This is a genomic window from Nocardioides immobilis (genome assembly GCF_003515065.1).
Lineage (GTDB): Bacteria > Actinomycetota > Actinomycetes > Propionibacteriales > Nocardioidaceae > Nocardioides > Nocardioides immobilis.
Genome location: NZ_QXGH01000011.1, coordinates 247,320 through 265,590, shown reverse-complemented (window position 1 = coordinate 265,590; position 18,271 = coordinate 247,320). Strand labels below are relative to the sequence as shown.

15 protein-coding genes are annotated in these 18,271 nt (G+C 70.3%); 6 read left to right on the top strand and 9 right to left on the bottom strand.

Annotation, left to right across the window (positions count from 1 at the left end; all coding sequences use genetic code 11):
- Position 1 precedes the first annotated feature (1 nt).
- From D0Z08_RS06895 to D0Z08_RS06885, 3 genes are all read right to left on the bottom strand, one after another.
- Complete coding sequence (locus D0Z08_RS06895; protein WP_118923983.1) at positions 2-685, bottom strand: hypothetical protein; 684 nt, start codon at positions 683-685, stop codon at positions 2-4.
- A 131-nt stretch (positions 686-816) separates the two neighbouring features.
- Positions 817-2,475 carry an MFS transporter gene (locus D0Z08_RS06890; protein ID WP_118923981.1) on the bottom strand — a complete coding sequence of 553 codons (1,659 nt, stop codon included), beginning with the start codon at positions 2,473-2,475 and terminating at the stop codon, positions 817-819.
- A gap of 34 nt (positions 2,476-2,509) precedes the next feature.
- Complete coding sequence (locus tag D0Z08_RS06885) at positions 2,510-3,124, bottom strand: TetR/AcrR family transcriptional regulator (protein WP_118923979.1); 615 nt, start codon at positions 3,122-3,124, stop codon at positions 2,510-2,512.
- Between the two features lie 158 nt (positions 3,125-3,282).
- On the opposite strand from D0Z08_RS06885, the gene ligA reads away from it, so the two are divergent.
- Both ligA and D0Z08_RS06875 read left to right on the top strand, forming a co-directional pair.
- On the top strand, positions 3,283-5,379 hold the full coding sequence (gene ligA, locus D0Z08_RS06880; protein WP_118923977.1) for an NAD-dependent DNA ligase LigA: 2,097 nt from the start codon (positions 3,283-3,285) through the stop codon (positions 5,377-5,379).
- A gap of 51 nt (positions 5,380-5,430) precedes the next feature.
- Positions 5,431-5,922: a hypothetical protein gene (locus D0Z08_RS06875; RefSeq protein ID WP_118923975.1), complete on the top strand. Its 492-nt coding sequence runs from the start codon at positions 5,431-5,433 to the stop codon at positions 5,920-5,922.
- Positions 5,923-5,931: 9 nt separating this feature from the next.
- On the opposite strand, the gene D0Z08_RS06870 is transcribed toward D0Z08_RS06875, so the two are convergent.
- Both D0Z08_RS06870 and D0Z08_RS06865 read right to left on the bottom strand, forming a co-directional pair.
- A complete protein-coding gene (locus D0Z08_RS06870; RefSeq protein WP_118923973.1) occupies positions 5,932-7,170 on the bottom strand; it encodes an RNA polymerase sigma factor in 1,239 nt (412 codons plus the stop codon).
- 7 nt (positions 7,171-7,177) lie between these two features.
- The gene (locus D0Z08_RS06865) at positions 7,178-7,534 is read right to left on the bottom strand and encodes a YciI family protein (protein WP_118923971.1); all 357 of its coding nucleotides are present in this window, start codon (positions 7,532-7,534) and stop codon (positions 7,178-7,180) included.
- A 121-nt stretch (positions 7,535-7,655) separates the two neighbouring features.
- On the opposite strand from D0Z08_RS06865, the gene D0Z08_RS06860 reads away from it, so the two are divergent.
- Positions 7,656-8,708, top strand: a complete 1,053-nt coding sequence (locus tag D0Z08_RS06860; protein ID WP_245993724.1) for an alpha/beta hydrolase family protein — start codon at positions 7,656-7,658, stop codon at positions 8,706-8,708.
- Between the two features lie 17 nt (positions 8,709-8,725).
- Here D0Z08_RS06860 and D0Z08_RS06855 read toward each other — a convergent pair whose 3' ends face one another.
- The 4 genes from D0Z08_RS06855 to D0Z08_RS06840 form a co-directional block, all read right to left on the bottom strand.
- Entirely contained in the window at positions 8,726-9,976 is a 1,251-nt protein-coding gene (locus tag D0Z08_RS06855; protein ID WP_118923967.1) for a hypothetical protein, read from the bottom strand.
- Entirely contained in the window at positions 9,969-10,490 is a 522-nt protein-coding gene (locus D0Z08_RS06850; RefSeq protein ID WP_118923965.1) for a SigE family RNA polymerase sigma factor, read from the bottom strand. The genes D0Z08_RS06855 and D0Z08_RS06850 overlap by 8 nt, the downstream gene beginning before the upstream one ends.
- Positions 10,491-10,656: 166 nt before the next feature.
- Positions 10,657-13,104 (bottom strand): immune inhibitor A domain-containing protein, encoded by a 2,448-nt coding sequence (locus D0Z08_RS06845; protein WP_220454083.1) that lies wholly within the window; start codon positions 13,102-13,104, stop codon positions 10,657-10,659.
- Positions 13,105-13,260: 156 nt separating this feature from the next.
- Positions 13,261-14,772 carry an amino acid permease gene (locus D0Z08_RS06840; protein WP_118923963.1) on the bottom strand — a complete coding sequence of 504 codons (1,512 nt, stop codon included), beginning with the start codon at positions 14,770-14,772 and terminating at the stop codon, positions 13,261-13,263.
- 65 nt (positions 14,773-14,837) lie between these two features.
- Between D0Z08_RS06840 and gatC the strand changes: the two genes are divergently transcribed.
- From gatC to gatB, 3 genes are read left to right on the top strand one after another with little or no spacing between them, the layout of a single operon-like run.
- Positions 14,838-15,137: an Asp-tRNA(Asn)/Glu-tRNA(Gln) amidotransferase subunit GatC gene (gene gatC, locus D0Z08_RS06835; protein WP_118923961.1), complete on the top strand. Its 300-nt coding sequence runs from the start codon at positions 14,838-14,840 to the stop codon at positions 15,135-15,137.
- Positions 15,134-16,675, top strand: a complete 1,542-nt coding sequence (gene gatA, locus D0Z08_RS06830) for an Asp-tRNA(Asn)/Glu-tRNA(Gln) amidotransferase subunit GatA (protein ID WP_118923959.1) — start codon at positions 15,134-15,136, stop codon at positions 16,673-16,675. The genes gatC and gatA overlap by 4 nt, the downstream gene beginning before the upstream one ends.
- Positions 16,672-18,165 (top strand): Asp-tRNA(Asn)/Glu-tRNA(Gln) amidotransferase subunit GatB, encoded by a 1,494-nt coding sequence (gene gatB / locus D0Z08_RS06825; RefSeq protein ID WP_118923957.1) that lies wholly within the window; start codon positions 16,672-16,674, stop codon positions 18,163-18,165. Before gatA ends, gatB begins: the two co-directional genes overlap by 4 nt.
- Positions 18,166-18,271: the final 106 nt, after the last annotated feature.

The following is an 18,271-nucleotide window of genomic DNA, read 5'->3' as shown; positions in this document are numbered from 1 at the left end:
GTCAGCGGTAGGCGGCTTCGTCCACGCGGTCGTGGTAGCGGTGACCGACCTTGCCGCCGGCTGTTGCGGCGATCAGGGTGCCGACCAGCAAAGCGGCGCCGGTGATGATGCCGCCCCAGGTCGCGGTCTCGGTCGGGATGGGCAGCCGCGGTAGGTCGACCCGGTCCATCACGTTGTACTGGTCACCGAACACGACGCCGAGGATGACGGCCACGATCGTGACCAGCAGGCCGATCAGCCACACGGTCAGCCCCTGGCGCGCGCCGTCGAAGCGCGACATCCGGCCGGCGACGTACCCGCCGAAGTAGTAGGCGGCCATCATCACGACGAGCACCGCGATCGCTGCGCCGAGCCCGATCGCGCCGGCCTCGCGCTGCGCCTGGTCCTGGGTCAGGTCCGTGGCTTCGCCGATCGCGGACGCGATCGCACCGAGGATGCTGCTCAACAGCACGGTGAGCGCGATGGCGACCAGCCAGCCCGCGACGGCCGCGCCGATGTTGACGCCTCCGAACTTCGCGCGTGCGTGGTGGTGACCGGTGACCGCCGCCCGCTCGTCGACGTGTGCCGGGCGGTGGCCCGAGTGGTCGCCGTGAGTCGAGTTGTCGGCGTGGCCCGAGTGGTCGGTGTGGTCGGTGTGGTCGGTGTGGTTGCGTTCTCTGTGGTGGATGAGGTGAACCACGATCATTGCCTCCTTCGGCAGTCCGTAGGCGGACCAACAGGCGGTACCCGACACCTGGGACGGCATCCCACCCGGAGACGCGCGACGGCCCGCGCCCCTGGTCGGGGCGCGGGCCGTCGAAGCGTGGATGCGGGCGGTCAGCCCACGTGCACGCCACCTTCGGGACCATCCGTCGCCAGCTCGGTGTGCTTGACGTCGAGGAAGATCCAGATCACCGCGGAAGCGGCGAGCATCATCACGGAGCCGACCAGGAAGGCCGCCTGGGCACCGGAGGTGAAGGTGCCCTGGAACAGCCCGAGGTCGAGCACTGTCATGTCGGTGCCGGGGATGGTCGCACTCCCGGCCTGGCCGAAGCCGTCCTGCAGCGGCCGGGCGATCTCGTCGCCACGGTTGTTGCTGAAGTGCAGCGCGACCGTGCTCAGGATCGCGAGACCGAGCGCCCCGCCGACCTGCTGCATCGTGTTGAGCACGCCGGAGCCGATCCCCGAGTCCTCGGCCTTCACGTGGTGCACGGCCGTCAGGGTCAGCGGCACGAACACCATGCCCATGCCGACCGCCATCAGGACGATGTACGGGAACAGGCTGGTCCAGTAGTTAACGTCGGAGCCGATCGTGTCGCCGGCGGCGAGCGCCAGGATGGCGGCCGGGCTGTCATCCACGTTGATCCGCGAGAACATGAACAGCGCGATGCCGGCGAGCAGGGTACCGGTGCCCGCGAGGAAGCGGGGCTGGATCCGGCCGACCAGGTTGGACGAGAGGCCCGCGCCGATCACGATGCCGAACGAGAACGGCAGGAACGCGAAGCCGGCCTCGAGGGCGTCGAAGCCCATGATCTGCTGGATGAACAGGCTCAGGTAGAAGAACATCGCGAACATCGCGGCCGGAGCGATCATCATCGCCACGAAGCTGGTGGCCCGGGTCCGGTTGGCGAAGATCCGCATCGGCAGCAGCGGGTGGTCGACCCGCGACTCGATCACCAGGAAGGCGACGAGGAGCGCGACGCCGGCGACGAGCGAGCCGATGGTCTGGGCGTGGTCCCAGCCGTACGCCTCCTCGCCGGCCCGCGAGAGGCCGAACACGATGCCGAGCAGACCGAACGTGCCGGTGATGGCGCCCGGGATGTCGAGCCAGCCGGTGTGCTTCTCCGACTCCTTGAGCACTCGCGGCGCCGCGAAGGCGGCGAGCAGGCCGATCGGCACGTTGATCAGGAAGGTGAGGCGCCAGCCGTCGACGCCCAGCGGCTGGTCGAGGCCGGTGAGCCAGCCACCGAGGATCAGGCCGATAGCCGCGCCGATGCCGGACATCGTGGCGTACGCCGCCATCGCCCGGTTGCGCTGCGGACCGGCGGGGAACGTCGTGGTGATCAGCGCCAGCGCTGCCGGAGCGGCGAGCGCCGCACCCACGCCCTGGAGGCCACGGGAGCCGAGCAGCAGGGCCTCGTTCTGCGCGAGACCACCCAGCAGCGAGCCGACCGCGAACACGGTCAGACCGGTCATGAACAGCAGGCGCCGCCCGTAGAGGTCGCCGAGGCGGCCGCCGAGGAGCAGAAGGCCGCCGAAGGCGAGCGCGTAGCCGGTGACGATCCAGGTCAGGTTGGCCTGGGAGATGCCGAGGTCGGCACCGATGTAGGGGAGCGCGATGTTGGCGATCGTCGAGTCGAGCACGACCATCAGCTGCGCGGTGAGGATGAGCACGAGCGCCAGTCCCGCGTGGGGGACTCGGGGAGCCTGCTCCTGCTCCAGCGGCGCGACGGGGGAGATCGTCCCCTCGGCGCCGACCGATTCAGTGTGGGTCATCAGTTGGTTTCCTTGTGTGGTGTGAGGTGATGAGTCAGCCGCGGGTCACGGCAGGAAGGATGAGCTGGTCGACCACCTTGGCGATCAGCTCCTCGGTCGGCGGGTCGCCGAGCAGGAACGTGCGGTGCAGGACGATGCCGGGGAGCGCGGCTGCGACCAGCTCGAGGTCGAGGTCGTCCCGGATCTCGCCACGCTCCTGGGCGCGGCGGAACATCTCGGTCGTGATCGCCTTCTTCGGGCCGATGAAGTCGCGGCGGAACGCCTCGGCGAACTCGGTGTCCCGGGCCATTGCGGTGATGACGCTCCCGAGGATCGCGACCTGACGGCTGTCGGTCAGGCCGCCCATGCCGCAGAACGCGCCCAGCAGGTCCCCGCGGAGCGTCCCGGTGTCGGGGGCCGTCATCGGCTCCTTCTGCGAGGTGAGCGCGTCGATGACCAGCTGGGCCTTGCCGTTCCAGCGCCGGTAGAGCGTCGCCTTCGACGCCTTGGCCCGCGCCGCGACCGCATCCATCGTCAGCCGGTCGTAGCCGACCTCGGCGAGGATGTCGATGGCGGCGTCGAGGACCTCCTGCTCCCGTTCTCCCTCGACCCGTGGGCGCGACTGTGCGTCGGCCGTCTGACCAGCCTGGGCGGCGTGGGTGGGGGACATCGGGCACCTCTTGGTTAAGGCAGGGGATGGAACGGAACGGTTTCGTTTCAAGAGATAGTACGGAACGGTTTCGTTCCGTGCAAGTCGATTTTCTGGTCTTTTGTTCCTTGCCCAGGGGACACCGCTCAGGTGTCGGCTGTGACAGGCAAGATGTGCGCATGAGCGACTCGGTGCCCGCCGTACAGACCCCCTCCACCGAAGCCCGCGACGAGCACCAGCAGCTGGCGCAGGAGATCGAGGACGCGCGCTGGCGCTACTTCGTGCTCGACGAGCCGACGCTGTCCGACGCGGAGTACGACGTGAAGTGGCGCCGGATCAACGAGCTCGAGGAGCAGTTCCCGGAGCTGCAGACGCCGGACAGCCCGACCCAGAAGGTCGGCGGCACGTTCTCGACGGAGTTCACCGCTGTCGACCACCTCCAGCGGATGGAGAGCCTCGACAACGCGTTCTCCTTCGAGGAGCTGGAGTCGTGGCACGCGCGGATCGCGCGCGACGGCGCCGGCGAGGCCGCGATGCTGTGCGAGCTGAAGGTCGACGGGCTCGCGATCAACCTGCTCTACGAGAAGGGCCGCCTGGTCCGGGCGCTGACCCGCGGCGACGGGCGCACCGGTGAGGACGTCACGCCCAACGTGCGGACCATCGCCGACATCCCCGACGAGCTGGCGAAGAACGACGACTACCCGGTGCCCGACCTGCTCGAGGTGCGCGGCGAGGTGTTCTTGTCGATCACGGCGTTCGACAAGCTCAACGCCTCGCTGGTCGAGGCCGGCAAGCCGATGTTCGCCAACCCGCGCAACTCGGCTGCGGGCTCGTTGCGGCAGAAGGACCCGCGGATCACGGCGAGCCGTGACCTCGGCATGGTGTGCCACGGCATCGGCGCCCGCAAGGGCTTCGAGCCGACCGCCCAGTCGGAGGCGTACGACGCGCTCCGCGCCTGGGGCCTGCCGACCAGCGACCGGGTGCGGGTGCTCGCGACGATGGACGAGGTCAAGGAGTTCATCACCTACTTCGGCGAGCACCGTCACGACGTCACCGAGCACGAGATCGACGGGGTCGTGATCAAGGTCGACTCGGTCGCGCTCCAGCGTCGGCTCGGCTCGACCAGCAGGGCGCCGCGGTGGGCGATCGCGTTCAAGTACCCGCCCGAGGAGGTCAACACCAAGCTCCTCGAGATCCGGGTCAATGTCGGCCGCACCGGCCGGGTCACGCCGTACGGCGTCATGGAGCCCACCAAGGTCGCCGGCTCGACCGTGGAGCGGGCGACCCTGCACAACGCCTACGAGGTGAAGCGCAAGGACGTGCGGCCGGGCGACACGGTGATCCTGCGCAAGGCCGGTGACGTGATCCCCGAGATCCTCGGGCCGGTGCTGGCGCTGCGGCCCGACGACCTGCCGGAGTGGGTGATGCCGACCGAGTGTCCGTCCTGCGGCACCACGCTGGCCGAGCAGAAGGAGGGCGACAAGGACCTGCGCTGCCCCAACTCCCAGGTGTGCCCGGCCCAGGTCTACGAGCGGGTCTACCACGTGGCCAGCCGCGGCGCGTTCGACATCGAGGGGCTCGGCTCGGAGGCTGCGTTCGCCCTCGTCGAGGCCGGCGTGGTCGAGAACGAAGGAGATGTCTTCGCCCTCGATCACGACAAGCTGTTGCGCGCGCCGCTCTTCACCCGCGCGCCGAAGAAGGGCGAGGAGGGACCGCAGCTCAGCGCCAACGGCGAGGGGCTGCTGCGGAACCTCGAGCAGCGCAAGCAGGTGCCGCTCTGGCGGGTGCTGGTCGCGCTGTCGATCCGCCACGTCGGCCCGACCGCGGCCCGGGCGCTGGCCACCGAGTTCGGCAGCATGGACGCGATCCGCGCGGCGACCGAGCAACAGCTCGCGGCCGCCGAGGGCGTCGGCCCCACGATCGCCGAGGCGGTCATCGAGTGGTTCGCCGTCGACTGGCACGTCGAGATCGTCGACAAATGGGCGGCGGCCGGCGTCGCGATGGCCGACGAGCGCGACGAGTCGGTGGCCCGCACGCTCGAGGGGCTGACCGTGGTCGTGACCGGCTCCCTGCAGGACTTCAGCCGCGACTCCGCCAAGGAGGCGATCCTGTCCCGCGGCGGCAAGGCGGCGGGATCGGTGTCGAAGAACACCGACTACGTCGTGGTCGGCGACAACGCCGGCTCCAAGGCGGACAAGGCCGAGCAGCTCGGCGTACCCATCCTCGACGAGGCCGGGTTCGTCCAGCTGCTCGAGGGCGGGCCGGACGCGCTCTGAGTGCTGCGCATGCAGTGGCGGCCCGGTTGGGTTCCCCTGGACACTTGCTCCATGCGCACGATCACCGTCTCCCAACCGGGGCTCACCCGCTCTGCGCTGGACCTCACGGAGGCGGGCGCCTCAGGGGGCAGGTTCGAGTTCCACGGGCTCCTCAAGCGGTCGGTCCGGCTCGACCTGGGCGACCGGGAGGTGACGTTCACGACGACCGGGCTGCTCGGGCACACCATCCGGATCGAGGATGCGGAGGGCGTCCTGGGTGAGTTCCGTCAGAGCGGCATCCTCGGCAAGGGCGAGGCGGTGGTCGACGGGCGCCGCTACCGGCTCAAGCGGCGCGGGGTGCTGAGCCATCGCTTCGTGTGGCTCGATGGCGACGACACCGAGGCGGTCCGGGTCAAGCTCGGCGGCTTCCTCCGGACGTGCGGCACCGTCGAGGTCGCCGACGGCGTCGCGCCGAGCGACGCAGCCGCGCTGATCGGCCTGGGACTGATCGCCGCCCGCCGCACCGCGGACGGCGACTCAAGCGGGGGCGCAGCGGTCACCTGAGACGACGCCTCACGAACCGTCGGTGAGCGGGTGCCGGCGCAACCGGGTCTGGATCAGCCGGCGCTCTGCATCGTTGCCGGTCAGCTCGAGGGCGCGCCGGTCGGCGACGTCGGCGTCCTCGTGACGTCCTGCGCGGCGCAGCAGCTCGGCCAGGGCCGCGTGCCACAGGTGGTAGCCGGCGAGCTCGCCTTCGAGCGCCTGCAGCTCGAGCAGCGCACGCTCGGCCTGGCGCGGGCCGAGCTGGGCGAGGGCGATCGCGCCGTTGAGGCGGACGACGGGTGACGGGTCGTCGCGGATCAGGAACCCGTAGAGCGTGACGATCTGCAGCCAGTCCGTCTCCTCCCAGGACGGCGCCTCGGCGTGACACATCGCGATCGCCGCTTGCAGCTGGAACGGCCCGGGGGAGCGCAGCGACGCGGCTCGCTCGAGGTGCTCGCCGGCGCGCTTGATCGCCGCGGCGTCCCACAGCGTCCGGTCCTGGTCGCGGAGCAGGACCAGGTCGCCACCCGGGGTGAACCGGGCCGCCGCGCGCCCGTGCTGGATCCGTAGCAACGCGGCCAGGCCCCAGGCCTCGGCGTGCTCCGGCAGGCTGTGCGCGACGACCTCGGCGAGCCAGACGGCGTCGGCGCCCAGGTCGCGGTCGTGGGTGCTGCCGGCCGAGGCGACGAAGGCCTCGTTGAAGGCGAGGTAGACGACAGTGAGTACGTCGGGCAGCCGCTGGTCGAGGTCGTCGGGCACCTTGAGCTCGATGCCCGCGGCGACGATCTTGCGCTTGGCCCGCACGATCCGCTGCGCCAGGGTCTGCTCGTTGACGAGGAACGCACGCGCGATCTGCGGGGTGGTGAGGCCGATGACGGCCCGCAGGGTCAGTGCGAGCCGGACCTCCGGGGCGAGCGCCGGATGGCAGCAGGCGAAGAGCAGCGGCAGCCGGTCGTCCGCCTCGTGGTCGACGACCAGGTCCGGGGCGGACGCCTCGTCCTCACGGGTCACTCCGAGCCGTTCGACCGCGCGGTCCCGGCGGCCTCGGGATCGCAGCAGGTCGAGGGCGTTGCGCTGGGCGGCCGTGGTCAGCCACGCGGCGGGGCGGCGCGGCGTACCGTCCCTGCGCCACACGGTGAGGGCCTCGACGACGGCCCCCTGTACCGCCTCCTCGGCGACGTCGAAGTCGCCGAAGCGGCGGTACAGGGCGGTGACCAGGCGGCCGGACTCCTCGCGGATCGTGGCCGCGAGCAGGGCGTCGCTGGTCATCGGACGGTCACTCGAACTGGCTGTAGTCCTCGACCATCGGCCGGATCTCGACGGCGACGCCGGGCAGCTCCAGGTGCGGCCAGGTCTTGGTGAGGGCGATCGCGGCGTCCATGTCGGGGACGTCGATCACGCTGAAGCCGCCGATGACCTCCTTGGCCTCGTTGAACGGGCCGTCGACGACGACGCCACCGTGCTTCACGGTCGTCGCGGTCTCGACCGGCTGCAGCTCGGCGCCGGAGTCGGTGATCACGGCAGCGTTCTCCTGGAACCAGGCGTAGATCTTGCCGTACACGGCCTGCGCGTCGGCTTCGCTCACGTCGGCGAGCTGGGCGGGGTCGCTGGTGAACATCAGCACGTACTTCATCTCGGGGTCCTTTCGCTGTGAGTGGATACTTCACCTCTTCGTCGCCGCTCGCCCACGGAAATCGACAGCCGTCGCCCCCAAATTTTGATGGGAGTTCTTTCCCAGCCTGCAGACTGGGGCCGTGAGGCGACTTCTCGCTGCGATGACGTGCTGCGTCTGCGTCCTCGTCGGCTGCACCGATCCCGGCTCCGAGCCGTCCGACGCGAGCCCCAACCCGGCGCCCGCGCCGTCCCCCGACGACGAGTCGCGGTCGTCGTCGTCCGTCGACGGGTCCGCAGAGCCGACGGAGACGACCGAGCCGCCGCACCCGGTCTCGTTGCCGGCCCTCCAGGACAAGGAGTACGACGGCGGGCGGCTCCGGCTCGGCACGGAGGTCTACTCCACCTCGACCCAGGTCCAGCACGAGGTGACCTACCGCGGTGGCGGCCTGACCATCTCGGGGCGGATCGCCGTACCCGAGGGGGACGGTCCGTTCCCCTCGATCGTGCTCGCCCACGGCTACATCGACCCCGAGGTCTACGTGAACGGCCAGGGGATGACCCGGGAGCGGGAGTGGTTCGCCGACCACGGCTACATCGCGCTCCACGTCGACTACCGCAACCACGCGGGCTCGGACGACACCTCGATCGGCGAGGCGGACCTACGGATGGGCTACGCCGAGGACGTGATCAACGCCGTGCTCGCGCTGCGTGCGTGGGACGGACCGGTCGACGACGACCGGATCGCCGTCGGCGGCCGGTCGATGGGCGGTGGTGTGGTCTACAACGTGCTCGTCGCACAGCCGGGCCTCGTCGACGCCGGTGTCGCGTGGGCGCCGGTCAGCTCCGACGCCGTCGACAGCTACAACCGGTGGATCGCGCACGACCCCGAGCGTCAGGACATCGTCGACGCGATCGACCGGCTCTACGGCCTGCCGCGCGACAACCCGGAGTTCTGGGACGGCATCAGCGCCCGCACCTACTTCGACGACATCACCGAACCGGTGCTCATCCACCACGGCACCGCCGACGACACCTGCCCGATCCGGTGGAGCCGTGAGACCGCTCGGCTGATGGAGCGCGACGGCGTCGACGTGACCCTCGCCGAGTACCCCGGCGAGGGCCACGCCTTCGGCCCGCAGTTCTTCGCCTCGATGGAGAGCGCCGACCGGTTCCTCCGCCAGCACCTGCGCTGACGGAGGAACCGCACCGGTCAGGACTCGTAGGTCACGCCGCCGAGCCGCAGCTCGTTGGTGCTCTCCTCGACGTACGTCTGCTCGCGCCACTCGCACTGGTCGGGGTTCGCGTTGCAGTTCTCGAAGAACTCCGGGTCGGTGTGGCACTCCAGGCCGCCGTCGGGGCAGATCGGGTCCCGGTAGGTCATGGTGACCGGCTCCGGGTCGGGGATGTCCGGCTGGGCGTAGGGCTCGGTCGTGCACTCACCCGTGGCCGAGTCGCAGGTCTCGACCTCGTTCTTCCCGACGCGGAACAGGCCGCCACCGGGCGTCCAGCCCCACTCCCAGCTCGGGCCGGCGAACGTGACCGCCTCGCCGGAGGCGACGTCGTACACCTCCATCTCGACCTCGGACCCGGCCTCCGACTCCTCCTCCTCGTCGACGTGCTCGGCGTAGCGGCCGTCGGGGGAGAGGTTGAAGTAGCCGGAGCCGTCGGTCGTCAGGAGCACCTCGCCGCTGGCGGCGTCGACGACGGCCGGCTGGCCGTCGACCTCGGTGGCGACGCGGCCGTTGTTGACGTTCCACGCGCTCGCGGAGTCGGACGGCTCGACGGTCCCGGTGCTCCAGCTCACCTCGAAGACCTCGTCGGCCGACATGGTCTCGACATAGACGGTGTCGTCATCGATCGAGACCGGAAAGAAATTCTCGGTCGTGGGGCCGACGGTGACGCGGGCTTCCTCGGCATCGGCCACGACGTCGTACACGACGACCTGGAGCTCGCCGTCGACCGCTTCGCCGTAGGTGACGTACGGCTGGTCGACGTCGCTGGCATGGACGGCGCCCTCGGTCTCGAGACCGAGCCGCTGGACAGAGCCGTCGGGCGTGACCAGGGAGAACCGCTGCGGTCCGCCGCCGTCGCTCGCGGCGTTGTCGCCGTGTCGGACGAGGACGCCGGCGGAGGTGTAGTAGAGCGACTTGACGGCGTTGTCCTGGATCTCGGCCCGGTGCGTCGGACCGTCGTAGAACACCTGGTTGCCGTAGGAGAAGACCGCGTTGTTGCCGACGGGCAGCGTTGCGGGATCCGGCGCCGTCCGGTCGCCGTCGCCGCCGGCGAAGGCGACCACGCTCCCACCGACGATCACCGCGACGGCGGCGGCGCCGGCGCCCACGGCCATCCGGTTGCGGCGGCGGAGGCCGCGACCCTGGCGGAGCACGGCATCGGTGGCGGGGGCCGGGACGGCGAGGTCGTCGGCCTCGTGGTCGAGCAGCTGCTTGAGTCGTTCAGTCATTGATCGCTCCTGCCGGGATGACGCTGTCGCCGAGCAGGGCTCGAAGCTTCGACAGTGCCTCGGAAGTCTGGGACTTGACGGTGCCGTCGGTGATGCCGAGGGCGTGGGCGACCTGGGCGACGCTCAGGTCCTCGTAGTAGCGGAGTACGACGACCGCCCGCTGCCGTGGCGGCAGGGTGGCGAGCGCGTCGAGCACGGTGCTCCGGTCGCTCAGGTCCGTCTCGTGCCCGGTCATCGCAGTCTCGGGAAGCACCTCGGTCGGGCGCTCGTTGCGCCAGCCCTTCTTGCGGAACCACGACGCCGCGGTGTTCACGAGCGTGGTCCGCGCGTAGCCCGGGGCGGCGTCGATGCTGCGGACGCGGCGCCAGTTCGCATAGGTCTTGGCCAGCGCCGTCTGCACCAGGTCCTCGGCGTCGGCGCGATCGCCGAGCATCAGGTACGCCGTGCGGTAGAGGCTCGCCCAGCACGCGTGCACGAGCTCGGCGAACTCCTCATCGGTCGGTGGTCGTGTCATCCACTCACCCTCTCCTCTGCCCAGGCTCGGGCCAGCTTCGCGGTCACCCTGACAGATGCCATGTGCCAGGAGAACGGTTGGACGCCGGGGCGGAAGGCGAGGAACCCGCCCCCGCCGAGGGGCGGGAGCGGGTTCCGGATGCGGATGCCGAAGGGTCAGCCGCGCATCACTTCGGCGCGACCTTCACGGTCATGACCCCGTTGCGCACCGAGACCACCCGGATGGTCGTCCCGGTGTCGGGCACGTCGACGCCGTACCAGCCCGGCTGGTAGCGGCCGGGGTGCTTGCCGTCGACCTGGTGGCCGTCGGTGGCCACCCACCAGGGGAGGGTGTCGTCGAACAGCGGGACGGCGGACTTCTTCGCGACCTTTCCGGTCACCCCGTTCAGGTGAAGGACGATCGGGTCGGTCGCCTCGAGGCCGAACGTCGAGTCGGCGCTCAGGATCCGGGGCCGCATCAGCGTCCCGTCGGGCCAGTGGCTGAGCTGCGGGTGGGCATCCACCGGCAGGATCAGGCCGTGGCCCGGGTGGTCACCGACATTGTTGTCCGCGTAGCTCTCGTCCCAGTAGGAGATGAGCAGCCCGTCCTGGTACTTGTACGACTCGACCCAGTCCGGCCGGGTGTTGAGGAACCCGAAGTTGTAGGCCGTCTTGAGGGACGTGTCGTAGCCGTCGTACTGCCGGTTCTCGGCGACGTAGGCGTTGAAGTACGTCGTCACCTCGGTGCCGGTCGTGCGCTTGAACCCGTTGAACGTCCAGCCCTCGTCGGACTCCGCGTTGCCGATGACGGTGCCGTCGACGGCGATGTCGTCGATCCGCAGGCCGCGCTCGGCGACCGCGCCGTCGGTCTGGTAGCGGAACCGGACGGCGTTGGTGCCGGCCGGCAGCGTGGCGGTCAGGGCCTGCCAGCCGCCCGACGTGCCGGTCAGGCCGCTGCGGCTGGTGTTGAAGCCGCTCTGACCGTCCCGTGCGGTGTCGGACAGGTTGGTCACGACCGGCGTCCAGTGGGCGCCGTTGTCGGTCGAGGCCTCGAGGAACGCGTAGTCCCAGTCGTCCTCGATGTCGTAGTTGACCTGCGCCGCCAGGGCGGTGCCGCTGGCGCCGGTCCTGGTCATGGTGGTGTTGAGGTTGTCGCCCTGGGACGACCAGAACATCTGGGTGCCGGCGTACGGCGTGCCGATGGTCGTCGGCACCTCCTTGTCCGGCAGCACCGTGAAGAGGGCCTGGGCACCGTCGTCCTGCGCCGGGGTGTTGTCCGACAGGGTGTGCTGGGAGGCCTCCCCGGCGAACGCGACGTCGTAGAACGGGCCGTTGTCACCCTGCGCGTTGAGCCAGCCGAGCTGGAACAGTTCCCAGGCGCCGAGGTCGGTCGGGTCGTCACCGATGCCCTCGGGGCCCCCGTTGCCGATGTTGGCGCCGCTGGACATCAGCGACCAGAACCCGGTCGAGTTCTCCGCGCCGCCGGTGTTGCCGGAGGTGTCGTAGAGATCGGGCAGGCCGAGGTCGTGGCCGAACTCGTGCGCGAAGACGCCGAGCCCGCCGTTCTCGGGCTGGATCGTGTAGTCGCCCACCCAGACGCCGGTCGGGTTGTTCGGGACCGGGTTCGCCGGGTCGCCGCCCAGGCCGAACGCGCCGCCGTTGGAGCCGACGTTGACGCCGGTCAGTCCTCCGGGGCCACCCGCCTGGAGGTTGGAGTACCACCGGTGGCTCCAGATCGCGTCGGACCCGTAGATCGGATCACCGGATGCCTCGTCGCCGCCGGCGTGCACGATCTGGAAGTGGTCGATGAAGCCGTCGGGCTCGTCGTAATTGCCGTCGAGGTCGACGTCGTAGCGGTCCTGCACGTCGAACGTCTTGAGGTAGTCGCGGATCTGGTCCATCGTCTGTCCGCTGTCGAGCCGGGTCTGGACCCAGATCGCCAGGGCGTCCCGCACGAGTGCCTTGGTCGACGCGCAGGAGGTCACCGGCGCGCCCGGCGGGGTGCCGCAGTAGCCGCGGCCGTAGAGCGCCTGGTTGTAGGGCACCTTGACCCACTCGGTGACGTCGCCCTCGACGGAGTAGCGGCCCGAGGACTGCTCCTCGTAGTAGGACGCCATCCGGTTGAAGTACATGTCCTCGTAGTGCTCACGGTTGAAGTCCGACTGCCACAGGGTGGTGTTGTCGGTGGTCCGGTCGGGCTGCGGGATCTGGTTGTGGAGCGGGCCGTCGAACCGCTGGGGCTGCGGGTTGGGCAGCGTGAACGGCGGCGTGTCGGTGAACCGCTTGTCGGTCGCCGTCTCGTACCGGCGGTCGCCGAACTCCGCGAGGACGACGAAGATCCGGTCGGTGCCCTCGAGCTCGAGCGGCACCTGCTGGCCCTTGCCCTTCGGGCGGGTGCGGTCGCCGGTCAGCTTCGCCTCGAGGGCTGCCTGCCGCTGGGCGTCGCGCTTCGCCTTGATCTTGAGCGGGTGCTTCGGCTCGTGGCCCGTGTCCACGACCTTGCCGCCGCCGGGCGCCGACGTGTGGTCGACGGGCTCGGCCATGGTGGCCGGGCTCGCTACGAGGAGGCCGCCGGTCAGGAGGCCTGCCGACGCGGCGAGGGCCCAGGCCCGCCGCGATGGAGATGACAACTTCACTGGTGTCGATCCTGTCTTCCGAGTAGGGCAGGACAGACGGGTCACGTGCGCCCCGCCCCCGAGTGGATGGACGCCGTTCCGGTCGGGACGGCTCGCCGGATCTTCTCTATGACCGGCGTCACTCGGGAACAGGGGCGGGGCGGGTGGTGCGGTTCGTTATCCGAACGTGACCGTCTCGCCCTCCGAGGCCCGGCGCGCGAGGCGGCTGTGGGTCCGCCCGTAGACCGCGTAGACGACGATGCCGATCGCCATCCAGACCAGGAAGCGCAGCCAGGTCTCGCCGATCAGGTTCAGCATCAGGTAGACGCACAGCAGCACCGACAGCGACGCGACCAGACCGACCGCGGGCGTCCGGAACGCGCGGGGGAGGTCCGGTCGGGTACGGCGCAGCACCAGCACGCCGACGGAGACCAGCACGAACGCGAACAGCGTGCCGATGCTGACCAGGTCGCCGAGCGTGGCGAAGTCCACGAAGCCCGCGAGGAGCGCGACGCCGACGCCGGTGATCGCAGTGACGCGGTACGGCGTGCCGTACTTCGGGTGCACCTTCGCAAGTGGCTCGGGCAGCAGCCCGTCGCGGGCCATCGCGAAGGTCACCCGGGTCTGGCCCAGCATCAGGATCAGCACCACGACGGTCAGGCCGATCGTCGCGCCGATCGCGATCACGTCGGCGATCCAGGTGATCCCGACCGAGTCGAACGCCGTCGCCAGTGGTGCGGCGTCGTCGGGGTCGATGTCGGTGTAGTGCTGCATCCCGGTGATCACCAGGCTGACCGCGATGTAGAGCAGGGTCACGATGGCGAGGGACCCGAGGATGCCGATCGGCACGTTGCGCTGGGGGTCGCGGGTCTCCTCGGCGGTGGTGGCGACGACGTCGAAACCGATGAACGCGAAGAACACGATCGAGGCGCCAGCGATCACTCCCGCGATGCCGTACGTCGCCGGCTCCCAGCCGAACAGGCTGGAGATCAGGGGCGTCTTCCAGAACGTCCCGTCGGCACCGTCCGATGGCACGCTCTCCGGGATGAACGGCGTGTAGTTGGAGGCCTTGATGTAGGTGACGCCCAGGACGATCACCAGGCCGACGACGGCGAGCTTGATCGCGACGACCACCTGGTTGACCCGGCTGGACAGCTTGATCCCGCCGACCAGCACGCCGGCGACAGCGAGCGCGATGAGTACGGCGGGCAGGTTGACGAGGCCTTCGGAGGCGGAACCGATCGCGGTCGGGATCTCCAGCGCGGTCCCGTCGAGGACGTTCTGGAGGTAGCCGGAGAAGCCCGCTGACAGCGCCGCCGCGCCGACCGTGAACTCCAGCATCAGGTCCCACCCGATGATCCACGCGATCAGCTCGCCGAAGGTCGCATAGCTGAACGTGTAGGCGCTGCCCGCGACCGGCACGGTCGAGGCGAACTCGGCGTAGCAGAGCGCCGCGAGAGCGCAGGCGAGGCCGGCGATCGCGAACGAGATCGCGATCGCCGGTCCGGAGTTGGTGGCGGCGACGCTCCCTGTGTAGACGAAGATGCCGGCGCCGATGATGACGCCGACGCCGAACACGGTGAGGTCGAGCGCCCCGAGGTTGCGCTTGAGCCGATGCTCCGGCTCGTCGGTCTCCGCGATCGACTGCTCGACGGACTTGGTGCGGAGCAGGGAAGCTCGCAGGTTCATGGGGGCGTCTCCTTCGTCCCGAGCCGGACACCTGACTATCAGAGGGCAACCCTAGACTGGCCCCCATGCCTGACATCACCCGTGACGAGGTGGCCCACCTGGCCGACCTCGCCCGGATCGACCTCGACGACGCCGAGCTGGACCACCTGGCCCCCCAGCTCGCTGTGATCCTCGAGTCGGTCGCGTCCATCCGCGGTGTCGCCGGGGAGGACGTCCCGCCGACCTCCCACCCGATCCCGCTCACGAACGTCTTCCGTGAGGACGTCGCGGTGCCGTGCCTGACGGCCGAGCAGGCGCTCTCGGGCGCCCCGGCGAGCGAGGACGGACGGTTCTCCGTCCCGCGGATCCTGGGGGACGAGCAGTGAGTGACTGGACGCGAAAGACCGCGGCCGAGCTGGCCGATGCCCTGGCTGGAGGCGAGGTGACCTCCGTCGAGCTGACCCAGGCGCACCTCGACCGGATCGATGCTGTCGACGGCGACGCGACGGCCGGCGTGCATGCCTTCCTCCACGTCGACGCCGAGGGGGCGCTGGCGCAGGCCGCCGCGTCGGACGAGCGCCGCTCCGCCGGCGCGCCGCTGCACCCGCTCGACGGCGTGCCGATCGCCGTCAAGGACGTGCTGACGACGCAGGGGCTGCCGACCACGTGTGGCTCGAAGATCCTGGAGGGCTGGATCCCGCCGTACGACGCGACCGTCGTCCGCAAGATCAAGGCCGCCGGCCTGCCGATCCTCGGCAAGACCAACATGGACGAGTTCGCCATGGGCAGCTCGACCGAGCACTCGGCGTACGGCCCGACCCGCAACCCGTGGGACCAGACCCGGATCCCCGGCGGCTCCGGTGGTGGCTCGGCCGCGGCGGTCGCGGCGTACGAAGCGCCGCTCGCCGTCGGCACCGACACCGGCGGCTCGATCCGCCAGCCAGGTGCGGTGACGGGGACGGTCGGCGTGAAGCCGACGTACGGCGCGGTCTCGCGCTACGGCCTGGTCGCGCTGGCCAACAGCCTCGACCAGGCGGGGCCGGTCACCCGGACGGTTCTCGACGCGGCGCTGCTGCAGGAGCTGATCGGCGGGCACGACCCGCTCGACTCGACCTCGGTCGACCAGCCGCTCGCGCCCCTGGTCGACGCCGCCCGCCAGGGTGCGACGGGTGACCTCGCCGGTGTGCGGGTCGGAGTCATCACCGAGCTCTCGGGCGAGGGCTGGCAGCCGGGCGTGATGGCGCGCTTCCAGGAGTCGGTCGACCTGTTGGTCAAGGCGGGTGCAGAGGTGGTCGAGGTGTCGTGCCCGACCTTCGTGCACGCGCTCGCGACGTACTACCTGATCCTTCCGGCGGAGTGCTCCTCCAACCTCGCCAAGTTCGACGCGATGCGCTACGGCCTGCGGGTCGTCCCGGAGACCGGCAAGAACGGCGGGCTGCCGAGCGCCGAGGACGTCATGCGGGTGACCCGCGACGCCGGGTTCGGCGACGAGGTGAAGCGCCGGATCATCCTCGGCACCTACGCCCTGTCCAGCGGCTACTACGACGCCTACTACGGCCAGGCGCAGAAGGTGCGCACGCTGATCAGCCGCGACTTCGAGGCGGCGTTCGAGGAGGTCGACGTACTCGTCTCGCCGACGGCGCCGACCACGGCGTTCGAGCTGGGGGAGAAGCTCGACGACCCGCTGGCGATGTACCTCAACGACCTCGCCACTATCCCGGCCAACCTGGCCGGCGTGCCCGGCATCTCGGTCCCGGCCGGGCTCGCCGACGAGGACGGGCTGCCGGTCGGCTTCCAGATCCTCGCCCCGGCGCTGGCCGACGACCGGTGCTACCGCGTCGGCGCCGCGCTCGAGGCCCTGCTGACCGCCGAGTGGGGCGGGCCGTTGCTGGCCCAGGCTCCCGATGTCGAGGAGATCCGATGACCGACACGCTGGTCCCGTTCGACGACGTGCTGGCGTCGTACGACCCGGCGCTGGGCCTCGAGGTCCACGTCGAGCTCAACACCGTCACCAAGATGTTCTGCGGCTGCCCGACGGAGTTCGGCGCCGACCCGAACACCCAGGTGTGCCCGACCTGCCTGGGCCTGCCCGGCTCGATGCCGGTCGTCAACGGCAAGGCGGTGGAGTCGGCGATCCGGATCGGGCTGGCGCTCAACTGCGAGATCGCGGAGTGGTGCCGGTTCGCGCGGAAGAACTACTTCTACCCGGACATGCCGAAGAACTTCCAGACGTCGCAGTACGACGAGCCGATCTGCTTCGACGGCTTCATGGACGTCGAGGTGGACGGGGAGACCCACCGGGTCGAGATCGAGCGCGCCCACATGGAGGAGGACACGGGCAAGTCGCTGCACGTCGGTGGCGCGACCGGCCGGATCCACGGCGCGGACTACTCGCTCGTCGACTACAACCGGGCCGGCATCCCCCTCATCGAGATCGTGACCAGGCCGATCACCGGCGCCGGCGCGAAGGCGCCGGAGGTGGCGCGCGCCTACGTCGCCCAGCTGCGCGACCTGATCGTCGCGCTCGGCGTCTCGGACGCCCGGATGGAGCAGGGCTCGATCCGCGCCGACGTCAACCTGTCGCTCGCGCCCAAGGGCACCGACGTCCTCGGCACCCGGACGGAGACGAAGAACGTCAACTCGCTGCGCTCGGTCGAGCGCGCGGTGCGCTACGAGATGTCGCGGCACGCCGCGGTGCTGGGCGCGGGGGAGAAGATCCTCCAGGAGACCCGGCACTGGCACGAGGACACCGGCGTCACGACGTCGGGTCGGGAGAAGTCCGACGCCGAGGACTACCGGTACTTCCCCGAGCCCGACCTGGTGCCGGTCGCGCCGTCGCGCGAGTGGGTCGAGGAGCTCCGCGGCACGCTGCCGGAGAACCCGACGGCCAAGCGCGCCCGGCTGCAGGCGGACTGGGGCTTCTCGGACCTGGAGATGCGCGACACCGTCGGTGCCGGCGCGCTGGCGCTGGTGGAGGAGACCATCGCCGCCGGGGCGACGCCCCAGACGGCGCGCAAGTGGTGGCTGGGCGAGCTCGCCCGGCGGGCCAACGACACCGACACCGCGATCGACCAGCTCGGGGTGACGCCGGCCGACGTCGCCGCCGTGCAGCAGCTGGTCCAGGCCGGGACGATCAACGACAAGCTCGCGCGCAAGGTGTTCGAGGGCCTGTACGCCGGCGAGGGCACCCCTGCCGAGATCGTCGAGAAACGCGGCCTCGCCGTGGTCTCCGACGAGGGCGCGCTGTCGACCGCCGTCGACAACGCCATCGCCGCCAACCCCGACGTGGCCGACAAGATCCGCGAGGGCAAGGTCGCCGCCGCCGGCGCCCTCATCGGCGCGGTCATGAAGGAGATGCGCGGTCAGGCCGACGCCGGCCGGGTGCGCGAGCTGATCCTCGAGAAGCTCACCTGAGCCTGAACTTCGCTCCGCGGCCGTGTCCCGGGGTGTTGACATCTGCGCGTGCCACGTTCAAATTGGAACCATAGCGGTTCATATTGGGACCGCCGGAGCGTTTCCG